Annotated in this window: 27 protein-coding genes and 1 pseudogene; 22 read left to right on the top strand and 6 right to left on the bottom strand. The window is 62.0% G+C overall.

Going from position 1 to position 26,816, the window contains the following annotated elements:
- Position 1 precedes the first annotated feature (1 nt).
- From ABCW43_RS01990 to lipA, 6 genes are all read left to right on the top strand, one after another.
- Positions 2-1,360 (top strand): pyruvate dehydrogenase complex dihydrolipoamide acetyltransferase, encoded by a 1,359-nt coding sequence (locus ABCW43_RS01990; RefSeq protein ID WP_345921895.1) that lies wholly within the window; start codon positions 2-4, stop codon positions 1,358-1,360.
- A gap of 30 nt (positions 1,361-1,390) precedes the next feature.
- Positions 1,391-1,867 (top strand): endonuclease domain-containing protein, encoded by a 477-nt coding sequence (locus ABCW43_RS01985; RefSeq protein ID WP_345921894.1) that lies wholly within the window; start codon positions 1,391-1,393, stop codon positions 1,865-1,867.
- 8 nt (positions 1,868-1,875) lie between these two features.
- On the top strand, positions 1,876-2,514 hold the full coding sequence (locus tag ABCW43_RS01980; protein ID WP_345923303.1) for an SGNH/GDSL hydrolase family protein: 639 nt from the start codon (positions 1,876-1,878) through the stop codon (positions 2,512-2,514).
- Between the two features lie 61 nt (positions 2,515-2,575).
- Complete coding sequence (lpdA, locus tag ABCW43_RS01975; protein WP_345921893.1) at positions 2,576-4,021, top strand: dihydrolipoyl dehydrogenase; 1,446 nt, start codon at positions 2,576-2,578, stop codon at positions 4,019-4,021.
- Positions 4,022-4,198: 177 nt separating this feature from the next.
- Positions 4,199-4,444 (top strand): GlsB/YeaQ/YmgE family stress response membrane protein, encoded by a 246-nt coding sequence (locus ABCW43_RS01970; RefSeq protein ID WP_210009816.1) that lies wholly within the window; start codon positions 4,199-4,201, stop codon positions 4,442-4,444.
- Positions 4,445-4,481: 37 nt separating this feature from the next.
- Positions 4,482-5,456, top strand: a complete 975-nt coding sequence (lipA, locus tag ABCW43_RS01965) for a lipoyl synthase (RefSeq protein WP_345921892.1) — start codon at positions 4,482-4,484, stop codon at positions 5,454-5,456.
- A gap of 22 nt (positions 5,457-5,478) precedes the next feature.
- Here the strand turns inward: lipA and ABCW43_RS01960 are convergent, their stop codons facing one another.
- Complete coding sequence (locus ABCW43_RS01960) at positions 5,479-5,664, bottom strand: hypothetical protein (RefSeq protein ID WP_210009814.1); 186 nt, start codon at positions 5,662-5,664, stop codon at positions 5,479-5,481.
- A gap of 302 nt (positions 5,665-5,966) precedes the next feature.
- On the opposite strand from ABCW43_RS01960, the pseudogene ABCW43_RS01955 reads away from it, so the two are divergent.
- Both ABCW43_RS01955 and ABCW43_RS01950 read left to right on the top strand, forming a co-directional pair.
- Positions 5,967-6,556, top strand: a pseudogene (locus tag ABCW43_RS01955) (P-loop NTPase family protein).
- 9 nt (positions 6,557-6,565) lie between these two features.
- Positions 6,566-7,033: a type II toxin-antitoxin system RatA family toxin gene (locus ABCW43_RS01950; protein WP_345921891.1), complete on the top strand. Its 468-nt coding sequence runs from the start codon at positions 6,566-6,568 to the stop codon at positions 7,031-7,033.
- Here ABCW43_RS01950 and ABCW43_RS01945 read toward each other — a convergent pair.
- Positions 7,024-7,527 (bottom strand): CinA family protein, encoded by a 504-nt coding sequence (locus tag ABCW43_RS01945; protein WP_345921890.1) that lies wholly within the window; start codon positions 7,525-7,527, stop codon positions 7,024-7,026. The two genes, ABCW43_RS01950 and ABCW43_RS01945, sit on opposite strands and share 10 nt — an antisense overlap.
- The gene (locus ABCW43_RS01940) at positions 7,524-8,744 is read right to left on the bottom strand and encodes a bifunctional 2-C-methyl-D-erythritol 4-phosphate cytidylyltransferase/2-C-methyl-D-erythritol 2,4-cyclodiphosphate synthase (protein ID WP_345921889.1); all 1,221 of its coding nucleotides are present in this window, start codon (positions 8,742-8,744) and stop codon (positions 7,524-7,526) included. Before ABCW43_RS01940 ends, ABCW43_RS01945 begins: the two co-directional genes overlap by 4 nt.
- A gap of 158 nt (positions 8,745-8,902) precedes the next feature.
- Between ABCW43_RS01940 and dusB the strand changes: the two genes are divergently transcribed.
- The 12 genes from dusB to ABCW43_RS01880 all read left to right on the top strand — a co-directional run bounded on the left by dusB (position 8,903) and on the right by ABCW43_RS01880 (position 22,590).
- Positions 8,903-9,922, top strand: a complete 1,020-nt coding sequence (gene dusB / locus ABCW43_RS01935) for a tRNA dihydrouridine synthase DusB (RefSeq protein ID WP_345921888.1) — start codon at positions 8,903-8,905, stop codon at positions 9,920-9,922.
- The gene (locus ABCW43_RS01930; RefSeq protein ID WP_345921887.1) at positions 9,919-11,067 is read left to right on the top strand and encodes a two-component system sensor histidine kinase NtrB; all 1,149 of its coding nucleotides are present in this window, start codon (positions 9,919-9,921) and stop codon (positions 11,065-11,067) included. Before dusB ends, ABCW43_RS01930 begins: the two co-directional genes overlap by 4 nt.
- Positions 11,064-12,515, top strand: coding sequence for a nitrogen regulation protein NR(I) (gene ntrC / locus ABCW43_RS01925; RefSeq protein ID WP_046606310.1), 1,452 nt, complete (start codon positions 11,064-11,066; stop codon positions 12,513-12,515). The genes ABCW43_RS01930 and ntrC overlap by 4 nt, the downstream gene beginning before the upstream one ends.
- A 221-nt stretch (positions 12,516-12,736) precedes the next feature.
- Positions 12,737-15,010 carry a sensor histidine kinase NtrY-like gene (locus tag ABCW43_RS01920; RefSeq protein WP_345921886.1) on the top strand — a complete coding sequence of 758 codons (2,274 nt, stop codon included), beginning with the start codon at positions 12,737-12,739 and terminating at the stop codon, positions 15,008-15,010.
- The gene (gene ntrX, locus ABCW43_RS01915; protein ID WP_345921885.1) at positions 15,000-16,364 is read left to right on the top strand and encodes a nitrogen assimilation response regulator NtrX; all 1,365 of its coding nucleotides are present in this window, start codon (positions 15,000-15,002) and stop codon (positions 16,362-16,364) included. Before ABCW43_RS01920 ends, ntrX begins: the two co-directional genes overlap by 11 nt.
- 3 nt (positions 16,365-16,367) lie before the next feature.
- Positions 16,368-17,744 (top strand): Trk system potassium transporter TrkA, encoded by a 1,377-nt coding sequence (trkA, locus tag ABCW43_RS01910; protein ID WP_345921884.1) that lies wholly within the window; start codon positions 16,368-16,370, stop codon positions 17,742-17,744.
- A gap of 30 nt (positions 17,745-17,774) precedes the next feature.
- Positions 17,775-18,638, top strand: coding sequence for a D-amino-acid transaminase (locus ABCW43_RS01905; protein WP_345921883.1), 864 nt, complete (start codon positions 17,775-17,777; stop codon positions 18,636-18,638).
- Between the two features lie 107 nt (positions 18,639-18,745).
- Entirely contained in the window at positions 18,746-18,988 is a 243-nt protein-coding gene (hfq, locus tag ABCW43_RS01900) for an RNA chaperone Hfq (protein ID WP_007757453.1), read from the top strand.
- Positions 18,989-19,064: 76 nt separating this feature from the next.
- Entirely contained in the window at positions 19,065-20,405 is a 1,341-nt protein-coding gene (hflX, locus tag ABCW43_RS01895) for a GTPase HflX (RefSeq protein ID WP_445738885.1), read from the top strand.
- A 133-nt stretch (positions 20,406-20,538) separates the two neighbouring features.
- Entirely contained in the window at positions 20,539-20,982 is a 444-nt protein-coding gene (locus ABCW43_RS01890; RefSeq protein WP_345921881.1) for a hypothetical protein, read from the top strand.
- Positions 20,979-21,350 (top strand): hypothetical protein, encoded by a 372-nt coding sequence (locus tag ABCW43_RS01885; RefSeq protein WP_345921880.1) that lies wholly within the window; start codon positions 20,979-20,981, stop codon positions 21,348-21,350. The genes ABCW43_RS01890 and ABCW43_RS01885 overlap by 4 nt, the downstream gene beginning before the upstream one ends.
- Positions 21,351-21,570: 220 nt before the next feature.
- On the top strand, positions 21,571-22,590 hold the full coding sequence (locus tag ABCW43_RS01880) for an acyltransferase family protein (RefSeq protein ID WP_345921879.1): 1,020 nt from the start codon (positions 21,571-21,573) through the stop codon (positions 22,588-22,590).
- Between the two features lie 18 nt (positions 22,591-22,608).
- Here the strand turns inward: ABCW43_RS01880 and ABCW43_RS01875 are convergent, their stop codons facing one another.
- The 3 genes from ABCW43_RS01875 to ABCW43_RS01865 all read right to left on the bottom strand — a co-directional run bounded on the left by ABCW43_RS01875 (position 22,609) and on the right by ABCW43_RS01865 (position 24,811).
- Positions 22,609-23,298 carry a methyltransferase family protein gene (locus ABCW43_RS01875; protein ID WP_345921878.1) on the bottom strand — a complete coding sequence of 230 codons (690 nt, stop codon included), beginning with the start codon at positions 23,296-23,298 and terminating at the stop codon, positions 22,609-22,611.
- 74 nt (positions 23,299-23,372) lie between these two features.
- A complete protein-coding gene (gene mazG / locus ABCW43_RS01870) occupies positions 23,373-24,206 on the bottom strand; it encodes a nucleoside triphosphate pyrophosphohydrolase (RefSeq protein WP_345921877.1) in 834 nt (277 codons plus the stop codon).
- Positions 24,207-24,232: 26 nt separating this feature from the next.
- On the bottom strand, positions 24,233-24,811 hold the full coding sequence (locus ABCW43_RS01865) for a nucleoside deaminase (protein WP_345921876.1): 579 nt from the start codon (positions 24,809-24,811) through the stop codon (positions 24,233-24,235).
- A 235-nt stretch (positions 24,812-25,046) separates the two neighbouring features.
- Here ABCW43_RS01865 and cysG point away from each other — a divergent pair, with 235 nt between their 5' ends.
- A complete protein-coding gene (gene cysG, locus ABCW43_RS01860; RefSeq protein ID WP_345921875.1) occupies positions 25,047-26,495 on the top strand; it encodes a siroheme synthase CysG in 1,449 nt (482 codons plus the stop codon).
- A 3-nt stretch (positions 26,496-26,498) separates the two neighbouring features.
- Complete coding sequence (locus ABCW43_RS01855) at positions 26,499-26,813, top strand: DUF2849 domain-containing protein (protein ID WP_046641432.1); 315 nt, start codon at positions 26,499-26,501, stop codon at positions 26,811-26,813.
- Positions 26,814-26,816 lie beyond the last annotated feature (3 nt).

The following is a 26,816-nucleotide window of genomic DNA, read 5'->3' as shown; positions in this document are numbered from 1 at the left end:
GATGCCGATCAACATCACCATGCCTGCCCTGTCTCCGACCATGGAAGAGGGCAATCTTTCCAAGTGGCTGGTCAAGGAAGGCGACAAGGTCAAGTCCGGCGACGTGCTCGCCGAGATCGAGACCGACAAGGCGACCATGGAAGTCGAATCCGTCGATGAGGGCACCGTTGCCAAGCTCGTCGTTGCGGCCGGCACCGAGGGCGTCAAGGTCAACGCGCTGATCGCCATCCTCGCCGCCGATGGAGAGGATGTCTCTGCTGCCGCCGCCGGTGGCGCTGCTGCCCCGGCTCCGAAGGCCGAGGCTGCACCCGCCCCGAAGGCGGAAGCCGCACCGGCTCCGAAGGTGTCCGAGCCGGCACCTGCTGTCGCCGCACCGGCCCCGGCCGCTGCGCCGGCATCGTCGTCCGGCGCAAAGACCTTCTCCTCACCGCTCGCCCGTCGCCTCGCGAAGGAGGCAGGGCTCGATCTTTCGGCCGTTTCCGGCTCCGGCCCGCACGGCCGTGTCGTCAAGGCCGATATCGAAAAGGCAGTTGCCTCCGGCGGCGCGAAGGCTACTCCGGCTGCAGCTCAGCCAACTGCCGGCGCACCGGCTCCGGCCCTTGCCAAGGGGCCGGCGGACGATACCGTCCTGAAGCTTTTCCCCGAGGGTTCGTACGAGCTTTTGCCGCATGACGGCATGCGCAAGACGATCGCCTCGCGCCTCACCGAGTCGAGCCAGACGGTTCCGTCCTACTTCGTCTCGATGGATTGCGAGCTCGACGCGCTGATGAAGCTGCGCGCCGAGATCAACAAGTCTTCGCCGATGAAGAAGACCGACAAGGGCGAGGTTCCGGCCTTCAAGCTGTCGGTCAACGACTTCATCATCAAGGCGATGGCGCTCGCTCTGCGCGATGTCCCGATGGCGAATGCTTCCTGGACCTCGACGGCCCGCGTGCTGCACAAGCATGCCGACGTCGGCGTGGCCGTATCCATCCCGGACGGGCTGATCACCCCGATCGTCCGCAAGGCGGAAACGAAGACGCTGTCCGCTATCTCCAACGAGGTGAAGGATCTCGCCAGGCGCGCCCGCGACAAGAAGCTGAAGCCGGAAGAATACCAGGGCGGCACGACATCCGTGTCGAACCTCGGCATGTTCGGCGTCTCCAACTTCACCTCGATCGTCAACCTGCCGCAGGCCTCGATCGTCTCGATCGGCGCAGGCGTCGAGAAGCCGATCGTCAAGAACGGCGAGATCAAGGTGGGCACGGTGATGACCGCAACCTTCGCCTTCGACCACCGCGTCATCGACGGCGCGCTCGGTGCGGAACTCGCATCCGCCTTCAAGCGCTACATCGAAAACCCGATGGCGATGCTGGTCTAGCGCGACTTATATGGGGACTATCCCTCCCCCTTGCGGGGAGGGTGTCCGCGTCAGCGGACGGGGGGTGGTGCAACACGCGGTGACGCTGATGGCCTGGAACCGAGAAAATCCAAATCCGCCCAGCACCAGCGCCGCAAGCAATGCCCGCGCCTGCGTAAATCTATGATGGATGCGGAGCGCCGTCTCTGGACTGCGCTTCGGAAGGAAATGCCGGAAACACCAGGTACGCATTTCCGGCGACAGATGGCGATTGGGCCGTATGTGGTAGATTTTGTGTGTCTAAGGCATCGGCTTATTGTCGAGGTAGATGGGAAATTTCACGATGTGCCCGATCAACGACTTCGAGATGCCGAGCGTGATGCCTATCTGCGGAGTGAGAATTTTCGCGTGCTGAGGTTTTCGAACGAAAAGGTGATGCGGGAGATGCCGTCCGTGCTGAGAAATCTGGCGGTAGCCCTTGCCACCCCCACCCCTAGCCCCTCCCCGCAAGAGGGAGGGGAACTGTGAGCACTTCGATGAAAACCGTTCTCTGCTACGGCGATTCACTGACCTGGGGCACGGATGCCGCGACCGGGGGTCGCCATGCCTTCGAGGATCGCTGGCCGAGCGTTCTGCAGGCAGCGCTTGGTCCCACGGTGAATGTGGTCGCCGAGGGTCTCGGCGGCCGCACCACGGCCTATGACGACGGGCTTGCCGATTGCGACCGCAACGGCGCGCGGCTGTTGCCGACCGTCCTTCATAGCCACGGTCCGCTCGAGCTGGTGATCATCATGCTCGGCACCAACGACCTGAAGCCGATCATCCACGGCACGGCGATCGGCGCCCGGGCAGGCGTGAAAAAGCTGGTCAGCCTCGTTCGCTTCCACGATTGGGGGCGCGAATGCGAGACGCCGGAAATCCTCATCGTGTCGCCGCCGACGCTGTGCGAAACCGCAAACCCGATGACCGGAGCGCTGTTTCGGGGCGGCATCGAGCAGTCGTCGATGCTCGCATCGCTCTACCGGGATCTCGCCGATGAAACCGGCTGCGGTTTCTTCGATGCGGGATCGGTGGCGAAAACGACGCCGATCGACGGCGTGCATCTCGATGCAGAAAATACCCGTGCCATCGGACGCGGCCTCGAGCCTGTCGTCCGGATGATGCTGGGCCTGTAGAACAAGATTTCCCGAGGCGGGCCGCTTGAAGCTGGCCCCCCAAGTTAAAGGCAGGAAAGCAATGGCTCAATCCTACGACGTCATCGTTATCGGTTCCGGTCCGGGCGGTTATATCGCCGCCATCCGGGCATCCCAGCTCGGGCTGAAGGTCGCGGTCGTCGAGCGCGAGCACCTCGCCGGCATCTGCTCCAACTGGGGCTGCATCCCGACCAAGGCGCTGCTGCGCTCCGCCGACGTGATGCATACCGCGACCCATGCGAAAGACTACGGCCTGACGCTGGAAGGCACGATCAAGCCGGACGTCAAGGCGATCGTCGACCGCTCGCGCGGCATTGCCCACCGCATGAACAACGGCGTCGGTTTCCTGTTCAAGAAGAACAAGGTCGACATCATCTGGGGCGAGGCGAAGATCACCAAGCCCGGTGAAATCGTTGTCGGCAAGTCGACCAAGCCGGTTGTTCAGCCGCAGGGGCCGATCCCGAAGAACACACTCGGCGAGGGCACCTATACCGCCAAGCACATCATCATCGCGACAGGCGCCCGCCCGCGCGCGCTTCCGGGCATCGAGCCGGACGGCAAGCTGATCTGGACCTATTTCGAGGCGATGAAACCGGAAGAGATGCCCAAATCGCTGCTGGTCATGGGCTCGGGCGCCATCGGCATCGAGTTCGCAAGCTTCTACCGCACCATGGGCGTCGAGGTCACAGTCGTCGAGATCATGAGCCAGGTCATGCCGGTCGAGGATGCGGACATCTCCGCACTTGCCAAGAAGCAGTTCGAGCGCCAGGGCATGAAGATCCTGCTCGAAGCCAAGGTCGCCAAGGTCGTGAAGGGTGCCAACTCGGTCACCGCGACGATCGAACTCAAGGACGGCAAGACGCAAGAGATCACTGCCGACCGGATGATCTCGGCGGTCGGCGTCCAGGCCAATATCGAAGGCATCGGCCTTGAGGCCGTCGGCGTGAAGACCGACCGCGGCTTCATCGTCATCGACGGCTACGGCAAGACCAACGTGCCCGGCCTCTATGCGATCGGCGACGTCGCCGGCCCGCCGCTGCTCGCCCACAAGGCCGAGCATGAAGCGGTCATCTGCGTCGAAAAGATCGCTGGCCTGCCCAACGTTCACCCGATGGACAAGCTGAAAATCCCGGGCTGCACCTATTGCAATCCGCAGGTCGCCTCGGTCGGTCTGACGGAAGCGAAGGCCAAGGAGCAGGGCCGCGATATCCGCGTCGGCCGGTTCCCGTTCGTCGCCAATGGCAAGGCCATCGCGCTCGGCGAGGATCAGGGCCTCGTCAAGACCATCTTTGACAAGAAGACCGGCGAACTCATCGGCGCCCACATGGTCGGCGCCGAAGTCACCGAACTGATCCAGGGCTTCGTCGTCGCCATGAACCTGGAGACGACTGAGGAGGACCTGATGCACACGATCTTCCCGCATCCGACCATCTCCGAAACGATGAAGGAAAGCGTGCTCGACGCCTATGGCCGGGCGCTGAACGCGTAATAGGCTCTGCATTGCCCGCTACCTGCGTTTGGGATGGGTGGGGAGGTGCCCCATCCGCCGTCGTCCTCGGGCTTGACCCGAGGGTGACGATTTAGGTGGGGCCGGCCTGTCCACCAATATTGCGAACGGGCGGGTAACCGCCCATATCTTTCGAACTTGGTTTCAACGGGGGTTCTCATGGGTGTAGGTTGGATTGCGGCGATCATCATCGGCGGCCTGGCGGGTTGGCTCGCCGGCAAGCTGATGGATGTCCGTTTCGGCATTTTCATGAACATCGTCATCGGCATCGTCGGCGCGGTTCTCGCCAACGGCATCTTCAACAGGTTCAACATCCATGTTGCAGACGGATGGCTGGGTTACCTGGTTGCAGGTTTCATCGGCTCCTGCATTTTGCTATTTGTTGCCAAGCTCGTCAGGCGTTGACGAAACCCGCGTTCCAAGCGGTTGAAAGCAGGTATCTATGGTCACCATTCTCGACACGATCGCATCCGGCGATGAAAAGCGCGTCCGTCACCCGGAAAAGGCGCACCGTCCCGACCAGGAAGTGATGCGCAAGCCCGAATGGATCCGCGTCCGGGCGCCGGTCTCCAAGGGCTACCAGGAAACCCGCTCGATCGTGAAGGAAAACAAGCTGGTGACGGTCTGCGAGGAAGCGGGCTGCCCCAATATCGGCGAGTGCTGGGACAAGAAGCACGCCACGTTCATGATCATGGGCGAGATCTGCACCCGCGCCTGCGCCTTCTGCAACGTGGCGACCGGCAAGCCGAACGCGCTCGATATGGAAGAGCCCGAAAACGTCGCCAAGGCGGTCAAGCAGATGGGCCTGTCCCACGTTGTCATCACCTCCGTCGACCGCGACGACCTGGCAGATGGCGGCGCAGAGCATTTCGAGAAGGTGATCTGGGCGATCCGTGCCGCGTCGCCGGCAACGACGATCGAAATCCTGACGCCCGACTTCCTGAAGAAGCCCGGTGCGCTGGAGCGAGTCGTCGCCGCCAAGCCGGACGTGTTCAACCACAATATGGAAACCGTGCCCGGCAACTATCTGACGGTGCGCCCCGGCGCCCGGTATTTCCACTCCGTCCGGCTGCTGCAGCGGGTGAAGGAGTTGGATCCGACCATGTTCACCAAGTCGGGCATCATGGTGGGGCTGGGCGAGGAACGTAACGAAGTGCTGCAGCTGATGGACGATCTGCGCACCGCGGACGTCGATTTCCTGACCATCGGCCAGTATCTGCAGCCGACCCGCAAACACCATAAGGTAGAGAGCTTCGTCACCCCGGACGAATTCAAGTCCTACGAGACGGTGGCCTATGCCAAGGGTTTCCTGATGGTGTCGTCGAGCCCACTGACCCGGTCTTCGCATCATGCCGGCGACGATTTCGCTCGCCTCAGGGCTGCACGCGAGAAGAAGATCCTGGCCGCCGCCGAGTAGGGCGGCGAGCCGGGTGTAAGTCTTATTCGGCGGCCTGAACCTTTTCGTGTCTGTCCTGGCCACGCCGGCGTTCGCGCAGCGTGAAACGGTGTCCGCGCGCCTCACTCTTCGCCATTTCAATAAGATAGACCAGCATCGGGAGCTGGTTCATGTCTGCGAGCTGCTTTGCGGATTCGAGCAGCTTTATCATCTGCGAGAAATCGTCCATGGATGCTTCTTTCGGGTGCGCCCGCTCTGGTGTCGGTTGAAGATTGCTATTGTACGCTCGTGAGCGGCAATAGATCATGCAACCGAATAGATCCTACATTAAATCTTATCAATCTGAATGCCATCTGACATCAACAAATTGACTGGCGGTTGAACCGGCCGATTTGAGGCCCTGTCGACGGCCTGTCACAAACGCATTCGGCAATCTCTATAGCGTCGTCTGCCTGACATTGAAATCCTCCTGTCATCATCGGCGGCTACCGCCAGTCACAATACCGCGATCCTGATTCACGGGAGATCATGATGGACATAGAATCTGGCCCGAATGCGATCCGTTACGTAGGAATTACGGCAGCGGCCGACAAGGTCCGGAATGCCGACCGAATCCTGGTCGTCGGCTGTTCCGGTGGCGGTAAATCGACGCTGTCGCAGAAGATCGCCCGCCGCTTCGGGCTCGCCTATATTTCGATCGATCGCGACGTGCTCTGGCTGCCGGGCTGGGTGCAGAGGGAAAAACCGGAACAGCACCGGCTCATCGTCGCGCTGACCGCCGGCGAACGCTGGATCATGGACGGCACCAATACCTCTACGTTCGACATTCGCGTGCCGCGCAGCGATCTCGTCATCTGGGTGCGCATGCCGCGTTGGCTGTGCGTCTGGGGTATCCTCAGCCGCTGGATCGCGAACAGGGGCGGTATCCGTCCGGAGATGGCACCTGGTTGCCCGGAGAAGATAGATTTCGATTTCCTCCGCTTCGTCTGGACCTGGGAGAAGGTTTATGGCCCGCGCGTACTTGCCGGGTTGGCGGCGCACGTTGCCGGAAGCCGGTTCTGGTGTTGAAATCCCGTCGTGAAATGCGCGATCTTCTTGATCTTGTCGGAGCGGGCGCTTAACTGAAAATCATGCCAAAGTTCGAAATCCGCCGTTCCGTCAAGCACAGCGCTGAAAAGATGTACGCGCTCGTTGCCGATGTCGAAAAATATCCGCAATTCCTGCCGCTCTGCGAAGCGCTGACCGTACGTTCCTCCAAGGAGCGCGACGGCAAGACGCTTCTCGTGGCCGACATGACAGTCGGCTACAAGGCGATCCGGGAGACCTTCACCACCCAGGTCCTGCTCAACCCGGCGGAGCGGATCATCGACGTGAAATATATCGAGGGACCGTTCAAATATCTCGACAACCGCTGGAGCTTCGAGCCGGCGGCCGACGGCTCGCCGAATGCCGGCCCGGAGGGCTGCATCGTGCATTTCTACATCGATTACGAATTCAAGAGCATGATCCTGGGCGCCCTGATGGGCTCGATGTTCGACCGCGCCTTCCGCATGTTCGCCGAAGCCTTCGAGACCCGGGCCGACAAGATCTATGCCTGAGCGGCCACCTCGGTCAGCATCGCGAGCGCAGTGCGCACCGTTGCAAGCCTGACCTCGGTTCGGCCGATATCGCCGTAGCGCATTTCCCGGTGCAGGATTTTCCCCGATCGGCTTTTCGCAGCCAGATGCACCAGCCCGACCGGCTTTTCCGCTGATCCGCCGCCGGGTCCCGCGATCCCGGTCACCGCGACCGCCACGGCGGCTTGTGAGCGATAAAGCGCACCATGCACCATCTGCAGCGCCGTTTCCTTCGATACCGCCCCATGCGTCGCCAGAGTGGCGGCGGTTACCCCGAGCACGTCCATCTTCGCCTGGTTCGTATAGGTGACGAAACCGCGATCGATGACGGCCGACGACCCCGAAATCTCCGTCAGCGCCCCGGCGATCAGTCCGCCGGTGCAGGATTCCGCGGTCGAGACCATCAGTCCGCGCGCGGTAAAATCCGTGATGATCCGCCTGGCCTGGTCCTCGATATCGGCGGGAAACAGGCTCACGCGGCGTCTCCGCGATAAACGACAGTCGCCGTGGCGATGGCGGCAATACCCTCGCGGCGGCCGATGAAGCCGATCTTCTCGTTGGTGGTCGCTTTGACCGAGCAGCGATCGAGCGAAATGCCCAGAATCTCGGAGAGGGTCTCGCGCATCGCCTGGCGGTGCGGGGCGATCTTCGGCGCTTCGGCGATCAGTGAGATATCCGCATTCATGATCGTGCCGCCATGTTCGCGGACGAGCTTTGCCGCATGGTCGAGGAAGATCTTCGACGGCGCGCCACGCCACTGCATGTCGGACGGCGGAAAATGGTCGCCGATATCGCCGGCACCGCAGGTGGCAAGCAACGCGTCTGTCAACGCATGCAGCGCGACATCGGCATCCGAATGGCCGCTGAGCTTCTGGTCGTGCGGAATGAACACGCCGCAGAGCGTCATCCCATCGCCGGGCTCCAGCTGGTGCACGTCATAGCCGTTGCCGGTGCGCACGTCGGGGAGGGTGGCCGTGGCCCGGTTCCGCGAGAGTTTTTCGTCGGCCATGGCGATGTCCCGCTTCACGGTGAGTTTGATATTGTCGACCGATCCTTCCACCAGCGTCACCGGCAGGCCGGCCCATTCGGCGATCGAAGCATCGTCGGTGAAATCCTCGCGCCGCAGTGCCGCCGCCTTTTCATGGGCGGTGCGGATCTCGGAGAGAAGAAAGCTCTGCGGCGTCTGGGCGGCATAAAGGCCGGCGCGCGGTACGGTTTCGTGTACCAGCCCGTCGGAACCGCCGCGCTTCAGCGTGTCGCTGACCAGAACGGCCGGCAGCACGCCGTCCTGTCCCTCGTCGAGCGCCCGCGCCACCCGCTCGAGCACGCCGTGGTCGACAAAGGGTCGCGCCGCATCGTGGATCATCACGTGTGTGGCCTCGGTACCGGAAAGGGCGCGCAACCCTTCATAGACCGAGCGCTGCCGTGTTTCGCCGCCGAACGTGGTGATCACGCCCGCCGCCCCCCTGACGCCAACGGTCGCCGCGGCGAACAGCGCTTCGTCGTCCGGATGGATGACGACGACGATCGGGCCGCTGCGGGGCCAGGTCAGAAACCGTTCGAGCGTATGGGCAATGACCGGTCTGTCGCCGATCCGCCTGTACTGTTTGGGGCCGTCCTCAGGAGAGCCTGCCCGTTCCCCGCGGCCTGCGGCGACGATGACGATACCGATTGTCTTGGAACCGATTGTCATGGATTTGTCGTCCCCGACCCGTAATTCGTTTTGGATTGACAGGCGCAGAACTATAGGACCAAAAGCCTGAATTCCAGCACGCCGCTCAAAAATAACGCAGTTCCGGAATTGCTCTTGGCAAACGCCCGAGACCTGAATAAAAATAGTGCAACTACCTCATGTGCCCGAAAGATCATCATTTGAGTTTTCAAGATCTCGCCAAGCCTTTTCAGATCGGGCCTGTCGCCATTCGCAATCGCGTCGTCCTGGCACCGATGTCCGGCGTCACCGATCTGCCGTTCAGGCAGCTTGCCTGGCGTTATGGAGCCGGGCTCGTGGTGACGGAAATGGTTGCCAGCGGTGAACTCATTCTCAACCGCGGCGAATCATGGGCGCGGCTGAAGGGCGCCGGCATTTCGCCGCACATGGTCCAGCTTGCTGGCCGCGAGGCGCAGCCGATGGCTCAGGCCGCGAAGATCGCCGCCGATAACGGCGCCGACATCATCGACATCAACATGGGCTGTCCGGCCAAGAAGGTAACGGGCGGTTATTCCGGCTCTGCGCTGATGCGCGATCCGGATCACGCGCTGTCCATGATCGAGGCGACCGTCAACGCCGTCAGCGTGCCCGTAACCCTGAAGATGCGGCTCGGCTGGGACGAAAACTCCATCAACGCGCCGGAGATCGCCCGCCGCGCCGAGCAGGCCGGCGTCCGGCTGGTGACCATCCACGGCCGCACCCGCATGCAGTTCTACGAGGGCAGGGCGGACTGGGATGCGATCCGCGCGGTGCGCGAGGCGATCTCCATCCCGCTGATCGCCAATGGCGATGTCGAAACGCCCGAGGATGCTCAAGGTATCCTTTCGCGCTCCGGCGCCGATGCGGTCATGGTCGGCCGCGGCGCGCAAGGCAGGCCCTGGCATATCGGCTGGCTTGCCGGTCATGCCGCGCCGTCGCCGGCCGAGATACCCGATCTGGTCGTCGAACACTATGAAGCGATGCTGGAACTCTACGGCCGCGAGGCCGGCCTTCGGCATGCACGAAAACAGCTCGGCTGGTATCTCGATCGCTATGCAGTGGATCTGCCGGTCGAAGAAAAGGCCGCCATCATGATTTCGAAAGACCCGGCCGATGTCTCGCGCCGGATGATTGCAGCGCTTGGCGGGCAAGCCGCCGCCGCTCAGAAGGAGGCCGCATGAGCAAGTCCCAGGCGCAGGATGCCACGATTGGCAACGCGCTCGCCATGGCTGTCCTCAACTCGGTGCAGAACCCGGTGATCCTGGTCGATGCGGCGGGCAAGGTCGCGTTCGCGAACTGGGAGGCGGAGGCCTTCTTCGGCGCCAGCGCCTCCCATCTTGCCAAGAACAAGATCTCCACCTTCATTCCGTTCGGCAGCCCGCTGCTCGCCCTGATCGACCAGGTGCGCGAGCGAAAGGCGCCCGTCAACGAATACCGCGTCGACCTGTCGTCGCCACGTCTCGGCCAGGACAAGCTGGTCGATCTCTATGTTGCGCCTGTTGTCAGCGAGCCGGGTTCGGTGGTCGTCGTCTTCCAGGAGCGGTCGATGGCGGACAAGATCGACCGCCAGCTCACCCATCGCGCCGCGGCTCGTTCGGTGACCGGTTTGGCCTCCATGCTCGCCCACGAGATCAAGAACCCGCTCTCGGGCATTCGCGGCGCCGCCCAGCTTCTGGAAAGTGTCGTTCCCGACGACGACCGGGCGCTGACCCAGCTCATCTGCGACGAGACCGACCGGATCGTCTCGCTGGTCGATCGCATGGAAGTCTTTTCCGACGAACGGCCGGTCGATCGCATAGCCCTCAACATCCATTCGGTGCTCGATCACGTGAAGGCGGTCGCCAAGGCCGGTTTTGCGCGGAATATCAAGATTTCCGAAATGTACGACCCGTCGCTGCCGCCGGTCTTCGCCAACCGCGACCAGCTCGTGCAGGTCTTCCTCAACCTCATCAAGAATGCGGCAGAAGCCGTCGGCGACCAGCCGGACGGCGAAATCATGCTGACCACCGCCTATCGCCCCGGCATCAAGCTTTCGGTTGCCGGCACGCGGGACAAGATTTCCCTGCCGCTCGAATTCTGCGTCATCGACAACGGCCCGGGCGTTCCGACCGATCTCGTGCCGCATCTCTTCGATCCCTTCATCACCACCAAGACGAACGGCTCCGGCCTGGGCCTCGCCCTGGTCGCCAAGATCATCGGCGGCCATGGCGGCATCGTCGAATGCGACAGCCAGGCGCGCCGGACGATATTCCGTGTTCTGATGCCCATGCACAAGGAAGAGGCCATGGACGGCCGCGCCTTGAACTCCACAGGAAACGTTAAATGACTGCCACGATCCTTGTCGCCGACGACGACGCGGCCATCCGCACCGTTCTCAACCAGGCCTTGACCAGGGCAGGCTATGAAGTGCGCATCACCTCCAATGCCGCCACCCTGTGGCGCTGGATCTCGGCCGGCGAGGGCGACCTTGTCGTCACCGACGTGATCATGCCCGACGAGAACGCCTTCGACCTTTTGCCGCGCATCAAGAAGGCGCGGCCCGAGCTGCCCGTACTCGTCATGAGCGCCCAGAACACCTTCATGACCGCCATCAAGGCGTCCGAGAAAGGCGCCTACGACTATCTGCCGAAGCCCTTCGACCTGACCGAGCTGATCGCCATCATCGGCCGGGCGCTCGCCGAGCCGAAGCGCAAGCCTGCCCGCCTCGACGACGACATGCAGGACGGCATGCCGCTCGTCGGCCGCTCCGCCGCCATGCAGGAAATCTACCGCGTGCTGGCGCGCCTGATGCAGACCGACCTGACGCTGATGATCACCGGTGAGTCCGGCACGGGCAAGGAACTGGTCGCCCGCGCGCTGCATGATTACGGCAAGCGCCGCAACGGTCCGTTCGTGGCCATCAACATGGCCGCCATTCCGCGCGACCTGATCGAATCGGAACTCTTCGGCCACGAGAAGGGCGCCTTTACCGGCGCCCAGAACCGCTCCACCGGCCGCTTCGAGCAGGCCGAGGGCGGCACGCTTTTCCTCGACGAGATCGGCGACATGCCGATGGACGCCCAGACGCGTCTCCTGCGCGTCCTGCAGCAGGGCGAATACACCACCGTCGGCGGCCGGACGCCCATCCGCACCGACGTGCGCATCGTGGCGGCCACCAACAAGGATCTGAAGCACCTGATCAATCAGGGCCTCTTCCGCGAGGACCTCTATTACCGCCTCAACGTCGTGCCGCTGCGCCTGCCGCCGCTGCGCGACCGCGCCGAGGACATTCCGGACCTCGTTCGCCACTTCATGCAGATGGCCGAAAAGGAAGGGCTGGACGCCAAGCGTTTCGACAGCGAAGCGCTGGATCTGATGAAGGCCTATGCCTGGCCGGGCAACGTCCGCGAGCTGGAAAACCTCGTCCGCCGCCTGATGGCGCTTTATCCGCAGGAGGTCATCAGCCGCGAGATCATCGAATCGGAACTGCGCTCGGATGTTCCCGACAGCCCGATCGACAAGATGGGCACCCGCAGCGGTTCGCTCACCATCGCGCAGGCCGTGGAAGAAAACATGCGCACCTATTTCGCGAGCTTCGGCGAAAACCTGCCGCCGCCGGGCCTCTACGATCGCGTGCTGACGGAACTGGAATATCCGCTCATCCTGGCGGCGCTGACGGCCACCCGCGGCAACCAGATCAAGGCGGCCGATCTCCTCGGCCTTAACCGCAACACGCTTCGCAAGAAGATCCGGGAACTGGGCGTCTCGGTCTATCGCAGCTCTCGTGGCGCTTGATGGTTAGTTTGTTCCCGACTGCTTGACACCATCCGCTCATCGTTGCATTTTCGCCACATTGCGTTGCTTAAAGGTCACGCAGGGTTTGGTGAAGGCTCGACGGAGTGGCGGCCGTTGATGGGGTAGGGCCAGCCCTTTTCTGGAAAGTGGCTGTCGCTTCGCCCGGTCTGACCGGGTTGGATCGATCTCCCGCGAGGGTTTTGGGGATCGGAGTGGATTCGATGACGGAAGGCGTAACAGCGCCGACGGCCGAAGACGAGCCAGCGGTGTCAGTGCAGGATCGGCGCGCGTCGTTTGCGCTCCCCGGCCTTCTGCTCGCCGGCGGAGCCTTGATCTGCGCGTCGGTGACGCTGTTCATCCTGCTCGGCCTGACGCCGATCGCCCCGACCACCAATGTCGTGATCGCCTCGGCTGCACTGAATTCGCTTTTCATCCTCGGCCTGATGTATCTGATCGGCCGCGAGATCGTCCGGCTGGTGAAGGCGCGCAACCGCGGCCGTGCCGCCGCCCGCCTGCATGTCCGTATCGTCGTTTTGTTCTCGATCGTGGCGATCACGCCGGCCGTCCTGGTGGCGATTTTCGCCAGCCTCACGCTCAATGTCGGCCTTGATCGCTGGTTTTCGCTGCGGACGCAGTCGATCGTGCAGTCGTCCCAGGACGTGGCACGTGCCTACATGCTCGAGAATGCCAGCTACCTTCAGGGCCAGACCGTGTCGATGTCGAACGACCTCGAGCGCAACCGGCCGATGTTCTATCTCGATCGTACGGGGTTCGTGGACCTGATGACCCGCCAGGCGCGGGGCCGCGGCATGCTCGGAGCCTTCCTGGTGCGCGAAGACGGGCAGGCGATCGTCCAGGCCGACATCAAGACGGAAAAGCCGCTGCCGGCGATTCCGGAGGATGCGCTGAAGACGGCGGCGGCCGGCCAGCCGACCCTGATCCCGCCAGGCGTCACCAACCTCGTCGGCGCCGTCATCAAGCTCGACGCCATTCCGGGCTCCTATCTCTATACGATCCGCGCCGTCGATCCGAAGGTCATCTCGGCGATGCGCCTGATGGAGGAGAACACCGCCGAATACCAGGCGATGGAGGCCGGCCGCACCTCGCTGCAGATCGCCTTTGCCGTGCTCTACCTCGGTTTTGCGCTGATCGTGCTGCTCGCGGCGATCTGGACCGCGATCGCGGTCGCCGACCGCATCGTCCGGCCGATCCGGCTCTTGATCAGCGCCGCCGACAGCGTGGCGACCGGCAATCTCAATGTCGTGGTGCCGGTGCGCGCCGCCGATGGCGACGTCGGCAGCCTGTCGCGCACTTTCAACAAGATGATTTCGGAAATCCGCAGCCAGCGCGACGAGATCCTCGAGGCCAAGGATGAAGTCGACGACCGCCGCCGCTTCATCGAGGCAGTGCTGTCGGGCGTCACCGCCGCCGTCATCGGCGTCGAGGAAGACCGCCGCATTACCATCGTCAATCCGTCGGCGGAGCATTTCCTCGGCGTTCCCGCCGAACAGCTGATGGGCGAGAAGTTGCAGGATGTCGCCCCCGAAATCGACCAGGTCCTGACCGAGGCGCGCAGCAGAGCCCGCGGCGAGTTCCGCAAGCATGTGAACCTGATCCGCGGCGGCAAGGAGCGGACGCTGTCGGTCCAGGTTACCCGCGAGGAACAGCGCGCCGCCCATGACAGCTACGTGGTGACGCTCGACGATATCACCGATCTCGTCATCGCCCAGCGCTCGACCGCATGGGCGGATGTCGCCCGCCGCATCGCCCACGAGATCAAGAACCCGCTGACCCCGATCCAGCTTTCGGCCGAACGCCTCAAGCGTCGCTACGGCAAGCAGATCGCCGAGGACGACCGCGCCGTCTTCGACCAGTGCACCGATACGATCGTGCGTCAGGTCGGCGATATCGGCCGGATGGTCGATGAGTTTTCCTCCTTCGCCCGCATGCCCAAACCCGCCAAGGAAGAGGCCGACCTGCGCGATATCCTGCGCGACGCGATCTTCCTGCGCGAAATGGGCACGACCCATGTGGATTTCATCCGCGAGCTGGGTGACGAGCCGCTGAAGGGCATGTTCGATGCGCGGATGCTCGGCCAGGCCTTCGGGAACCTCATCAAGAACGCCGTCGAGGCGATCGAGGCGGTCCCGAGCGATCAGGAACGCGATGGCCGAAAGGTCAAGGTGCGCTCGGTCTACGATGAGGCCAGCGACACTTATGTGGTCGACATCATCGACAATGGCAGCGGTCTTCCGACCGAAAACCGGCACCGCATCCTCGAGCCCTACATGACCATGCGCGACAAGGGCACCGGTCTGGGGCTCGCCATCGTCAAGAAGATCATCGAAGAACACGGCGGGCAGCTCGAACTCCACGATGCTCCCGCCGATTTCGATCATGGCAAGGGCGCCATGATCAGGGTGCTGCTGCCGCATCTGGAGCAGGCGGCGGTGCCGGGAACGGATAATAACAAGGAATTGGCTTATGGCGTCTGATATTCTGGTCGTAGATGACGAGGCGGATATCCGCGATATCGTTTCAGGTATTTTGTCCGATGAGGGCCATGAAACCCGCACGGCGCACGACAGCGATAGCGCTCTGGCAGCGATATCCGATCGTGTGCCGCGGCTGGTTTTCCTGGACATCTGGATGCAGGGCTCCAGGCTCGACGGCCTGGCGCTGCTCGACGAAGTCAAGAGCCGGCATCCCGATCTGCCCGTCGTGATGATCTCCGGCCACGGCAATGTCGAGACTGCGGTGTCCGCGATTAAGCGCGGCGCCTTTGACTTCATCGAAAAGCCGTTCAAGGCCGACCGGCTGATCCTGATCGCCGAGCGGGCGCTCGAAAACTCCAAGCTGAAGCGCGAGGTGACCGAGCTCAAGAAGCGCACTGGCGACGCGGCCGAACTGGTCGGCACCTCGGTTGCCGTTTCGCAGCTGCGCCAGACGATCGAAAAGGTCGCGCCGACCAACAGCCGCGTGATGATCCTCGGCCCCTCCGGTTCCGGCAAGGAACTGGTGGCGCGGATGATCCACAAGCGTTCTTCACGCGCGGCCGGTCCGTTCGTGGCGCTGAACGCCGCAACGATCACGCCCGACCGCATGGAGATCGCGCTGTTCGGCACCGAAGGTGGCCCCGGCCAGGCGCGCAAGATCGGCGCACTGGAAGAGGCCCATCGCGGCATCCTCTATCTCGATGAGGTCGGCGAAATGCCGCGCGAGACCCAGAACAAGATCCTTCGTGTGCTGGTCGATCAGCAGTTCGAGCGCGTCGGCGGTTCCAAGCGCGTCAAGGTCGATGTCCGCATCATCTCGTCGACCGCCTACAATCTCGAAAGCCTGATCGCCGACGGTTCGTTCCGCGAGGATCTCTACCATCGTCTGGCCGTCGTGCCGGTCAAGGTGCCGGCGCTGGCCGAGCGTCGCGAGGACATTCCGTTCCTCGTCGACATGTTCATGCGCCAGATTTCCGAACAGGCCGGTATCCGCCCCCGCAAGATCGGCGAGGATGCCATGGCGGTCCTCCAGGCCCATGACTGGCCGGGAAATATCCGCCAGCTGCGCAACAATATCGAGCGGCTGATGATCCTCGCCCGCTCCGACGGCCCGGATTCGCCAATTTCCGCCGACATGCTGCCGACCGATCTCGGCGACATGCTGCCCAAGGTTTCCGCCAAGGGCGACTACCACATCATGACGCTGCCGCTGCGCGAAGCGCGCGAAATGTTCGAGCGCGACTACCTGATCGCCCAGATCAACCGTTTCGGCGGCAATATTTCCCGCACCGCGGAATTCGTCGGAATGGAGCGCTCGGCACTCCACCGCAAGCTGAAATCGCTCGGTGTGTAGCCTATGAAAGTGATTATCTGCGGCGCGGGACAGGTGGGCTACGGCATTGCCGAACGGCTGTCTCAGGAGGACAATGACGTCTCCGTCATCGATACCTCGGCGAACCTGATCGCCGCGATCACCGAAACCCTCGACGTCAAGGGTTATGTCGGCCACGGCGCCCATCCGGACGTGCTGGAAAAGGCCGGTGCCGAGGACGCCGACATGATCATCGCCGTGACGCTCTACGACGAGGTGAACATCGTCGCCTGCGAGGTCGCGCAGGCGCTGTTTTCCGTGCCCACCAAGATCGCCCGCATCCGAGCCCAGAACTATCTGAAGCCGGAATATGCCGATCTCTTCAGCCGCCAGAACATGTCGATCGACGTGACGATCTCGCCGGAGATCGAGGTCGGCAAGATGGTGCTGAGACGGATCTCCTTTCCCGGCGCCACCGATGTCGTCCGTTTTGCCGACGATCACATCGCCATGGTGGCGATCGAGTGCATGGAGGACTGCCCGGTCGTCGCGACGCCACTGCATCAGCTCTCCGATCTCTTCCCTGACCTGATGGCGACGGTGGTCGGCATCGTCCGGGGTGGCGTCCTGACCGTCGCCCGCTCCGTCGATCAGCTCGAAGTCGGCGATCTCGCCTATGTCGTCTGCCAGTGCGAACACATCCGCCGCACCCTCGGCCTGTTCGGCCACGAGGAGCAGGAGGCGCGCCGCATCATCATCGCCGGCGGCGGCAATATCGGATATTACGTCGCCCGAACCATCGAGGAACACCAGCCGAAAACGCGGCTGAAGATCATCGAGAGCGACCGCGAGCGGGCGCTGGTCGTCTCCGAAAAGCTGCGCAACACGATCGTGCTGCACGGTTCGGCGCTCGACCAGAACATCCTGACCCAGGCCGATATCCAGGACACGGACCTGATGATAACCCTGACCAACAGCGACCAGATCAACATTTTGGGCGCCGTCCTGGCCAAATCGCTCGGCTGCAAGTCGAACCTCGTGCTGATCAACTCCACCTCGTTCCATCAGGTCACCGACGCGCTCGGCATCGATGCGCAGATCAATCCGCGCGCGGTGACGATCTCGCGCGTGCTGCAGCATGTCCGCAAGGGCCGCATCCGCTCGGTCTATGCGGTGCAGAACGGGGCGGCCGAGATCATCGAGGCAGAGGCGCTGGAAACGTCGCCGCTGGTCGGCCGGCCGTTCCGCGAACTCGACCTGCCCGACGGCGTGCGTATCGGCGCCATATACCGGGGCGAGGCGGTGATCCGCCCGAACGGCGACACGAAGATCAAGGCGCGCGACCGGGTGGTGCTGTTTGCCACCGCCGAAGCCGTGCGCCATGTGGAGCAGCTTTTCCGCGTTTCCATCCAGTATTTCTGACCAGCGTTTCTGAAAGAGCAGGGGATATCGATGTCGAGAATTGCCTATGTGAACGGACAATATGTTCGCCATTCCGAAGCCGCGGTGCATGTGGAGGATCGCGGGTTCCAGTTCGCGGACGGCGTCTACGAGGTCTGCGAAGTCCGTCACGGCATGATCGTCGATCTGACCCGGCATCTCAACCGCCTCGACCGGTCGCTGAGCGAACTGAGGATGGCGTCGCCCATGAGCCGCGCCGCACTGACCTTCGTCATCCGCGAGGTGCTGCGCCGCAACCGGGTGACGAACGGCATCTTCTACATGCAGGTGACCCGCGGTGCCGCCCGCCGCGATCACTTTTTCCCCGCCGAAGGCACGCCGCCGACCATCACGATTACCGCCAAAAGCACCGATCCCTCCGCTGCCGCGAAGAAATATGCGAACGGTATCAAGGTCATCACGCTGCCCGAGAACCGCTGGGACCGCGTCGACATCAAGACGGTCGGCCTGCTGCCGAACGTGCTCGCCAAGCAGCAGGCGAAGGAGGCCGGCGCCCAGGACGCGATCTTCATCGACCGCAACGGCATCGTCATGGAAGGCGCCTCTTCGAACGTGTGGATCGTGACGCGGGATGGCGAGCTGGTTACCCGGCCGGCCGAACACGGCATCCTCAAGGGAATCACCCGCACGACGCTCATCGATGTCGCCAAGAAGCTCGGCCTCAAGGTGGTGGAGCGCGAGTTCGGGACGGAGGAGATGCTGGCGGCCCGCGAAGTGTTTTTCACCTCCGCCACCGGAATCTGCGTGCCCATCGTCGAAATCGACAACAAGCCGGTCGCCAACGGCCATCCGGGCACCGTGTCGTCAAGTATTCGCGACGCCTTTTTCGACGTTGCGGAAAAGACGGCGATTTGATAGTCAAACATCGGGGAAGGGAAAGCACGGGGCGCTTTCCGGTCGTCTTTTATCAAGCTTGATCATGATCCCGGCTATCGGCCGGCAAAAAAGAAAGAAGCGGCGCTATGGCGGAACGTTCTCAGAACCTGCAGGATTTATTTCTTAATACCGTTCGCAAGCAGAAGATTTCCCTGACGATTTTCCTGATCAACGGGGTCAAGCTGACAGGTGTCGTAACCTCTTTCGACAACTTCTGCGTCCTTCTTCGCCGTGACGGCCACTCTCAGCTCGTGTATAAGCACGCGATCTCGACCATCATGCCGGGCCAGCCCATGCAGATGTTCGAAACCGAAGAGAATGCGGCCTAACAGGACAGAACAGATTTCAAATCGCGATACTTCCAACGAATCCATGGTCCCGGAGGCTGAAAAGCACCGGGACGATATGCGCGCACTCGTCATCGTGCCGGTCCTCAAGCAGGGACGGTCGAAGGCGGGGCAGGGCGATGCAAGCCAGGCGCCCGCACCGCAGCGCTCCAACGAAGCCCGCCTCGAAGAGGCGATCGGCCTTGCCAAGGCAATCGACCTTGAGATCATGCAGGGGCTGATCGTGCCGATCAGCCAGCCGCGTCCGGGCACGCTGATGGGCAGCGGCAAGATCGAGGAGATCAAGGCGCTGCTCGACGAGCACGATGCCGGCCTCGTCATCGTCGACCATCCGCTGACGCCCGTGCAGCAGCGTAATCTCGAAAAGGAATGGCAGGCCAAGGTCATCGACCGGACCGGCCTGATCCTCGAAATCTTCGGCCGCCGCGCCTCCACCAAGGAAGGCACGCTGCAGGTCGACCTGGCGCATCTGAATTACCAGAAGGGCCGTCTGGTCCGCAGCTGGACCCACCTTGAACGCCAGCGCGGTGGTGCCGGCTTCATGGGCGGCCCGGGTGAAACCCAGATCGAGGCCGACCGCCGGCTGCTGCAGGAGCGCATCGTCAAGCTGGAGCGCGAGCTCGAACAGGTCGTGCGCACCCGCCAGCTCCACCGCGCCAAGCGCCGCAAGGTGCCGCACCCGATCGTGGCGCTGGTCGGTTATACGAACGCCGGCAAGTCGACGCTGTTCAACCGCATCACCGGTGCCGGCGTGCTGGCCGAAGACATGCTGTTTGCGACGCTCGATCCGACGCTGCGCCGCATGAAGCTGCCGCATGGCCGCACGGTGATCCTCTCCGATACGGTCGGCTTCATCTCCGATCTGCCGACCCATCTGGTCGCGGCCTTCCGCGCCACGCTGGAAGAGGTGCTGGAAGCCGATCTCGTCCTGCATGTGCGCGACATGTCCGACCCGGACAACGCCGCCCAGGCCGGCGACGTCATGCGCATCCTTTCCGATCTCGGCATCGACGAGAAGGAAGCCGCCAAACGCATCATCGAGGTCTGGAACAAGATCGACCGGCTCGACCCGGAAGCCCATGAGGCGATTGCCGAGCGCGCTGCTGGTCGCGAGAACGTCATGGCGGTCTCGGCGATCTCGGGCGAGGGCGTTGATGCCCTGATGGACGAGATCTCGAAACGTCTCTCCGGCGTGCTCACCGAAACCTCGATCGTCATACCGGCGGATCAGCTCTCCATCGTCTCCTGGGTCTACAGCAATGCCGTCGTCGACGGCCGCGAGGACAACGAGGACGGTTCCGTCACCCTGGACGTCCGCATGTCCGAAGCCGAGGCCGCCGAATTCGAGCGCAAGCTCGGCAATGGACCGAAGGCGGCGAAGGAAGACTGGGAGCGGTAAGGTCGGATCAGTCAGAGATCCACCTGTTCGCATGACGGCACTAATTTCTGAATCCTTCAGATAGCTCTTTTTTTTAATTGTATACTAAGTATATCCTCTCCTAGGGTTGCGTAATTCAGCAATTGGAGGGCAGGTGAAGAGTGAGCTTTCCGATACTTTGCAAGCAGCGTTGGAGGGGTATCTTCGTTTTTTTGAAACGACGTCCTCACTTGGAGGCGCGATTTTTGGTGCTGCTATTTTCCTTATAGTCAGGGCGTTCGGACTGGTGAGCGATGATGGAATTGCAAAGATTGCCAACGTAAAGCTGATACTGGCCGCCGGTATTAGTGGCTTGGCAATGGTCGTTGCTGGATTTGTTGCTCAGAACGTCTCTCTTAATTTTTCGGTGGAACTGTTGCGTACTACACCTTTTAGCGGTTGCAAGCTGCCGACGGATGGTGAGCCGGCTACATTTTTTATGAATTGTCATCGAAAGTATTTGTTGGTTCTTGTTTGGATCGACTTGGTCGCTGGGTTTGTTGGGATTTTCTGCATAGGTGTTTGGTTTGTTCTTCAAACAAGGAGAGTGCCGAAATGAAAGGATATATCTTAGCACTATTCGCGCTTTTAGCGAATTGCTCTTTGGCGTTCGCGCAGAGCAGTTTCCTGGGTGATCTTTCAGGGTACAAGCCTCAGGTAACTGCTTTATCAGGGTCTTCAAGCCAATTAGAAGCAGTCTACGGAGTTTTTGGTAAGACTGGGCCTTCAGTTGATCCCAATGACATAAAGAAGCAGTTGGAAGATGGGGCTCATCTCTACATCACCTCCGGATCTGCAATTTTAGTTACCAAAGAAAAGGAAACAATCTTCTTGGTCCCATCTGAAGACGGGCGGATCGAAGTGGTTATGATCTGCCGAATACTACCCATTTGTCCAAAGGGTTCGGAACCTGTTGGCTTGAAGTGACTCGGTTTATCCGGATTTGATTGCCGACGACGGAGCGCAAGCTCGGCGACGGCCCGAAGGCAGCCAAGGAAGACTGGGAACGGTAACGAGCGCGCCATACGCGATTGCCGCGTCGAGCGGGCGCCATGATGTTGCCTGCTTTTTGCGGTGCAACATGAGCCGACGAGGACGGCCACGATTCCCGCAATATCATTCACCGGCCGGCAACAGGGGTGGCGCAATGATGCAGAGTCGGCCGCACGAAGAGACCGGAAAGCACCTGGACTATCTCGATGGGTGGCGAGGTATTGCGGTCATCTGCGTGATCGTCGGCCATTTCTGGCTCGATGATTTCTGGCCGGGGGCGAGTACGTTCGGGGTCGACCTGTTCTTCGTTCTGTCCGGCCGGCTGATGTCGGAAATCCTGTTCGTCAAACGGGCGGAGCTGCCGACCTTCTTCTTCAGGCGTTTCTCGCGAATTTACCCGGCACTCTTCGCATTCGTCGTCATCACCACGCTTGCCTTCCAGGGCACCGGGATCTCGCACGGCCCTGTCGCGGCGGTGCTGGCCCTGACGTTCACGCTCAACTACGCCATGGTCTATACGCATCCGGTGGCACTGCTTGATCACCTCTGGTCGTTATGCGTCGAGGAACATGCCTATATTCTTCTGGCCGGTATCGCCTTCCTGTCCCGCCGCCGGCTGTTCTCCGTCGCAGCGATCATCATAGCGCTTGGCACTGCTGCCATGCTGAACGGAATCGTCCGCACCGAACTCGGCGCCAGCGTTCTCTATACCCACTGGCGCAGCGACGTCTCCGTTGCCGGGATATTCATCGCCGGCGGTCTCTGGCTGTTCCTGCGCAACCGCCAGGCCCCTTGGTGGGTCTCGCCGCTGGCGCTGCTGATCGCGGTTGCGGCGAAGGGTATGCCATTCCAGGTCCTCTCATTCGGCCTGTCGACCGCCATGCTGGCATTATCGATCACCACGATCGACAGCGCGGCGCCGGTCTTCCGCAAGGTGCTGTCGACCAAGGTGCTCACCTATGCCGGACTATGGTCCTTCTCGCTTTATCTGTGGCAGCAGCCCTTCTACAAGCTCTACCGCGAAGGGGCGGCGCCGACGCCTGTGTTGCTTCTGGCTGCATTGGCAACCGCGCTGGCGAGCTTTTATCTCGTGGAGAAACCCTCACGGAAGGCGCTCAATCGTCTCTTCCAGAACCGCATGGAGAAAGTCGTCGCCGCCGGCCGAACAGCATAGGGAGCCGCAGATAGCGGCCTAATAGACCCCCGGGACCAGCCTGTATCTGACGCGCTCGCAATAGGCGGCATAACCCTGCAACTCGGCCCGCAGATGCCTTTCCTCGCCGATCAGCCTGGCGACCAGCCCGCCGACGATGGGTGGCACGAGTAGCAGTCCCCAGAGCGATCCGAGCGCCAGCGGGGCGCCTGCGAAAAGAAACATGGCGGAACTGTACATCGGATGTCGCACAAGACCGTAGAGGCCGTCGGAGACGACGCTCTGGCTGGGTTGGACGTCCACGGTCGCCGAGGCATAGGAGTTCTGCCGGAAGACGGCGAGACAGCCTGCAAATCCGAGCGCCGTCAGGATGTTTCCGATGATGACGAGGCCAACCGGCGTGGACGACCATGAAAAGCGGTAATCCAGAGCGGAGACCACATAGAGCGCTAGCATCACCACGCTGTTATATGCCTGGATGCGCTTCTGCGCGGGCAGCGTTTCCGAACCCGGCCCGGCGCTCAGCCGCTTCTCCGCAAGCTCGGGGCTGTGCGTCACCACATACCAGCCCGTTCCGATCGTCCATGCGGTGAAGTTTGCCAGGTAGAGCCAGGCCTGCCAGTAGTCCAATGTGCCCGCGCAAGCGAATATCAGGATTGCCAGGAAGGCCATGAAGATTGCGGTGACTTTGGCCGTTCGCAGGCCGAGCCGATTGCTTTGCTCCTGCATGTCACTGTCCAGATCTAATGAGCGAAATCTAGATAATCTTCTGACCGCGGCGATCAAGAGGTCGGAACGGACCGTCAGCCGATCTGCCGCTCGATCGCCTTTGCCGCCTGCCAGAGCTCTTCCATGCGCTCCAGGGTTGCCTCTTCCAGCGTCTGACTCGACTTTTCAAGTGAGGTCTCGATGTAATTGAATCGCCGCCTGAATTTCGTATTGGTGCCGCGCAGCGCCTCTTCCGGATCGGCCTTCACATGCCGGCCGATATTGACCAGCGCGAAGATCAGGTCGCCGAGTTCGTCCGAGATCTTGCCCTGGTTTCCGTCGCGCAGCGCCTCGCGCAGTTCGCCGACCTCTTCCTCGATCTTGTCGAGGATGGGCTCGGCCTCAGACCAGTCGAAGCCGACCTTCGCCGCCCGTTGCTGCAGCTTCAGCGCTTCGGTCAGCGCCGGCTGGGCGCGGTGGACGCTGCCGAGATAACCAGCCTTGAAATCTTCCGTAATGCCCCGTCGTGCCCGCCGCTCTGCCCGCTCGCGCTTCTCTTCCGTCTTGATGTCGTCCCATTGCAGCTTCACGGCATCCGGCGTCGCGGCATCCGAAACGGCAAAGACATGCGGGTGCCGGCGGATCATCTTTTTGGTGATCGCCTGCACCACGTCGCCGAAGGCGAATTCGCCGGCTTCCTCGGCCATGCGGGCATGGAAGACCACTTGCAGCAGTAAGTCGCCCAGTTCCTCGCAAAGATCGTCCATGTCGTTGCGCTCGATCGCATCGGCCACCTCATAGGCCTCCTCGATCGTATAGGGTTTGATGGTCGCAAAATTCTGCTCGAGGTCCCAGGGGCAGCCGGTGACCGGCGTGCGTAGTGCAGCCATGATCTCGATCAGCCGCGAAATATCCTTCGATGCTTCCATCTTCTTGGTCCTTCAATGTCGGAATGTCAGGCGAGCGGAATGCTGTTCTTGTCCTTGGACGACTGGTAGACGCCAGAAAGCCCCTCATAGCGCGCCTTGATACGGGTCGTCTGCGCCTTGAGCGCGGTGCGAAGCGGCTCGTCTTCGCTCTCGACGAGGTCGGCAATGGCATAGGAATGCCAGAAGGCATTGTTGCGCCGGTAGCCGCCGGGCTCCAGCCCGAACACCTCTTTGAGGATCTTCAGGTCATGCGGGATGGCGAAGGCGTCGCGCGAATCCTCGTGGCTGAAAAAATAGTAGAAATTGTCGAACCCGGCCCAGGTGATTGCCGACATGCACATCGTGCACGGTTCGTGAGTCGATAGGAAAATCAAATCCTTGGTGGGAAGATCTCGCGTGGTTTCATAAAAGCGCTTCAGCGTATGCACCTCGCCGTGCCACAGCGGATTTTCGAGCTCGTTGTTGGTTTCGGCAATCACCAGCGACAGATCGGATTTCCGGAGGATCGCCGCGCCGAAAACCTTGTTGCCGGTGGCAACGCCCTTTTCCGTGAGAGGCAATATGTCGCTTTCGATGACGTCGAGAAGGCGGGCGGCGATTGTCATGGGAACTCTTTGTTGCAAGGTGTCTAGGCAGTTTATGGCTCGGAACGAGGGGATCGAGGCAAAAAACACTTTAGTCTACAGAAATACTAGAGAAATATCGTTCGCGGTGGCTTTTGCTCAAGAACCGGTTGATCGTAAAACAGAAATACCGGCTCGCAATCCACTTCGAATATCCATTCCTTCAATTCCGATGCGTTATTGTGGATATTGCTGTCATATGATTCAGGATATGCGCATGTCTCCAAGCCAACAACGCCTGTCGGTCTTTCCGGCTTTCTTCCGCGTCAGCGGACGGAGCGTTGTCGTATTTGGCAATGGTGACGAAGCCTATGCCAAGGCCCGGCTGTTGCGCAACACCGATGCGGACATCGTTGCCTATGCCTCGGCACCGGATCAGGATTATGCCGGCTGGCTGGCCGCTCAGGGCATCGAGATCGTTCATTCGGACTTCTCGCCGGATCAGGTCTCAAACCAGATCAAGGACGCGGTAATGGTGTTCGCCGCGACCGGCGATGCCGCGCTGGATCGTGCGATCGTCACTGCCGCCCGCGCCGAAAAAGTGCCCGCCAATGCCGTCGATCAGCCGGATTTCTGCGATTTCTATACACCGGCACTCGTCAACCGGGCACCGGTCGCCATCGCCATTGGCACGGAAGGTGCCGGCCCGGTACTCGCCCAGATGATCCGTGCCGGCATCGACCAGATGCTGTCGCCGTCGCTTGGGCTTCTGGCGCGCCTTGCAGCCGAATATCGCGATGCTGCCGAACGCCTGGTGCCGCGCGGCGTATCGCGCCGCATCTTCTGGCGCCGCTTCTTCTCCGCCGATGTCGCAAGCGCCGTCGCTGCCAACGATATCGCCACCGCCCGCCGCTCGGCCAATGCGCTGCTATCGACCAGCGGTCGCGCCGCAGGCCATGTCTGGCTGGTCGGCGCCGGCCCGGGCGCCGAGGATCTTTTGACGCTGCGGGCCCAGCGCGTGCTGATGGAAGCCGACGCGATCGTTTATGACGCGCTGGTGCCGCAGGCGATCGTCGACATGGGCCGCCGCGACGCCGAGCGCCTGTCGGTCGGCAAGCGCAAGAACTGCCATTCGAAGTCCCAGGACGAGATCAACAAGCTGCTGGTCAGGCTCGGCCGCGAAGGCAAGCGCGTCGTGCGCCTCAAGTCCGGCGACCCGCTCGTCTATGGCCGCGCCGGCGAGGAAATGGGGGCGCTGCGCGAAGCCGGCGTCACCTATGAGATCGTGCCCGGTATCACCTCTGCCTTTGCCGCCGCCGCCGATTTCGACCTGCCGCTGACGCTGCGCGGCGTCGCCTCGTCGCTGATCTTCACCACCGGCCATGATCTCACCGGCGACGTCCTCCCAGATTGGGTAAGCCTTGCGATCTCCGGCGCGACGATTGCCGTCTATATGGGCCGCACGGTCGCAGCTTCTGTCGCCGAACGCCTGATGGGTGCCGGCCTTGCCCCGGAAACCACGGTCGCGGTGATCGAAAATGCCAGCCGCGCCGACCGCCGGCTTTTTCACGGGGTCTTGAGCGAGTTGCCGAATCTGGAAGCCCGCGACGATCTTTCCGGCCCGGTCATGGTGATCATCGGCGAAGCCGTCGCCGGTGCGAATTTCAAGAAGTCCGAACCGCTTTCCGCCGGGAAGGTTCTGGTTCGCGAGGAAGTGGGACTGTAAAAGATGACCGACAAGGTTCTGACCGCCAACCGCCTGTCCGACGGCATCGCCGTGTGGCTCGACGCGAACGGCCATTGGGTCGAAAACCTGCAGGACGCGATCGTCGCACGCCACGCCGAGGCCGTGGCCTCGCTGGAGGCGATCGGCAAGCGCGACTTTGCCGAAAACCGTGTCGTTGACGTTGCCGTCGTCGACGTGCAGGAACAGGACGGCAAGCTCTGGCCGCTGCGCCTTCGCGAACGGATCCGTGCCCAGGGCCCGACCATGGAATATGCTGCCGGCTACCGCCCCGCCGACCCGGCCTTCATCGCAGTTTGAGGA

The organism is Neorhizobium tunisiense, assembly GCF_039631515.1.
Classification (GTDB): Bacteria; Pseudomonadota; Alphaproteobacteria; order Rhizobiales; family Rhizobiaceae; genus Neorhizobium.
This window is presented reverse-complemented; position numbering and strand designations above follow the sequence as displayed.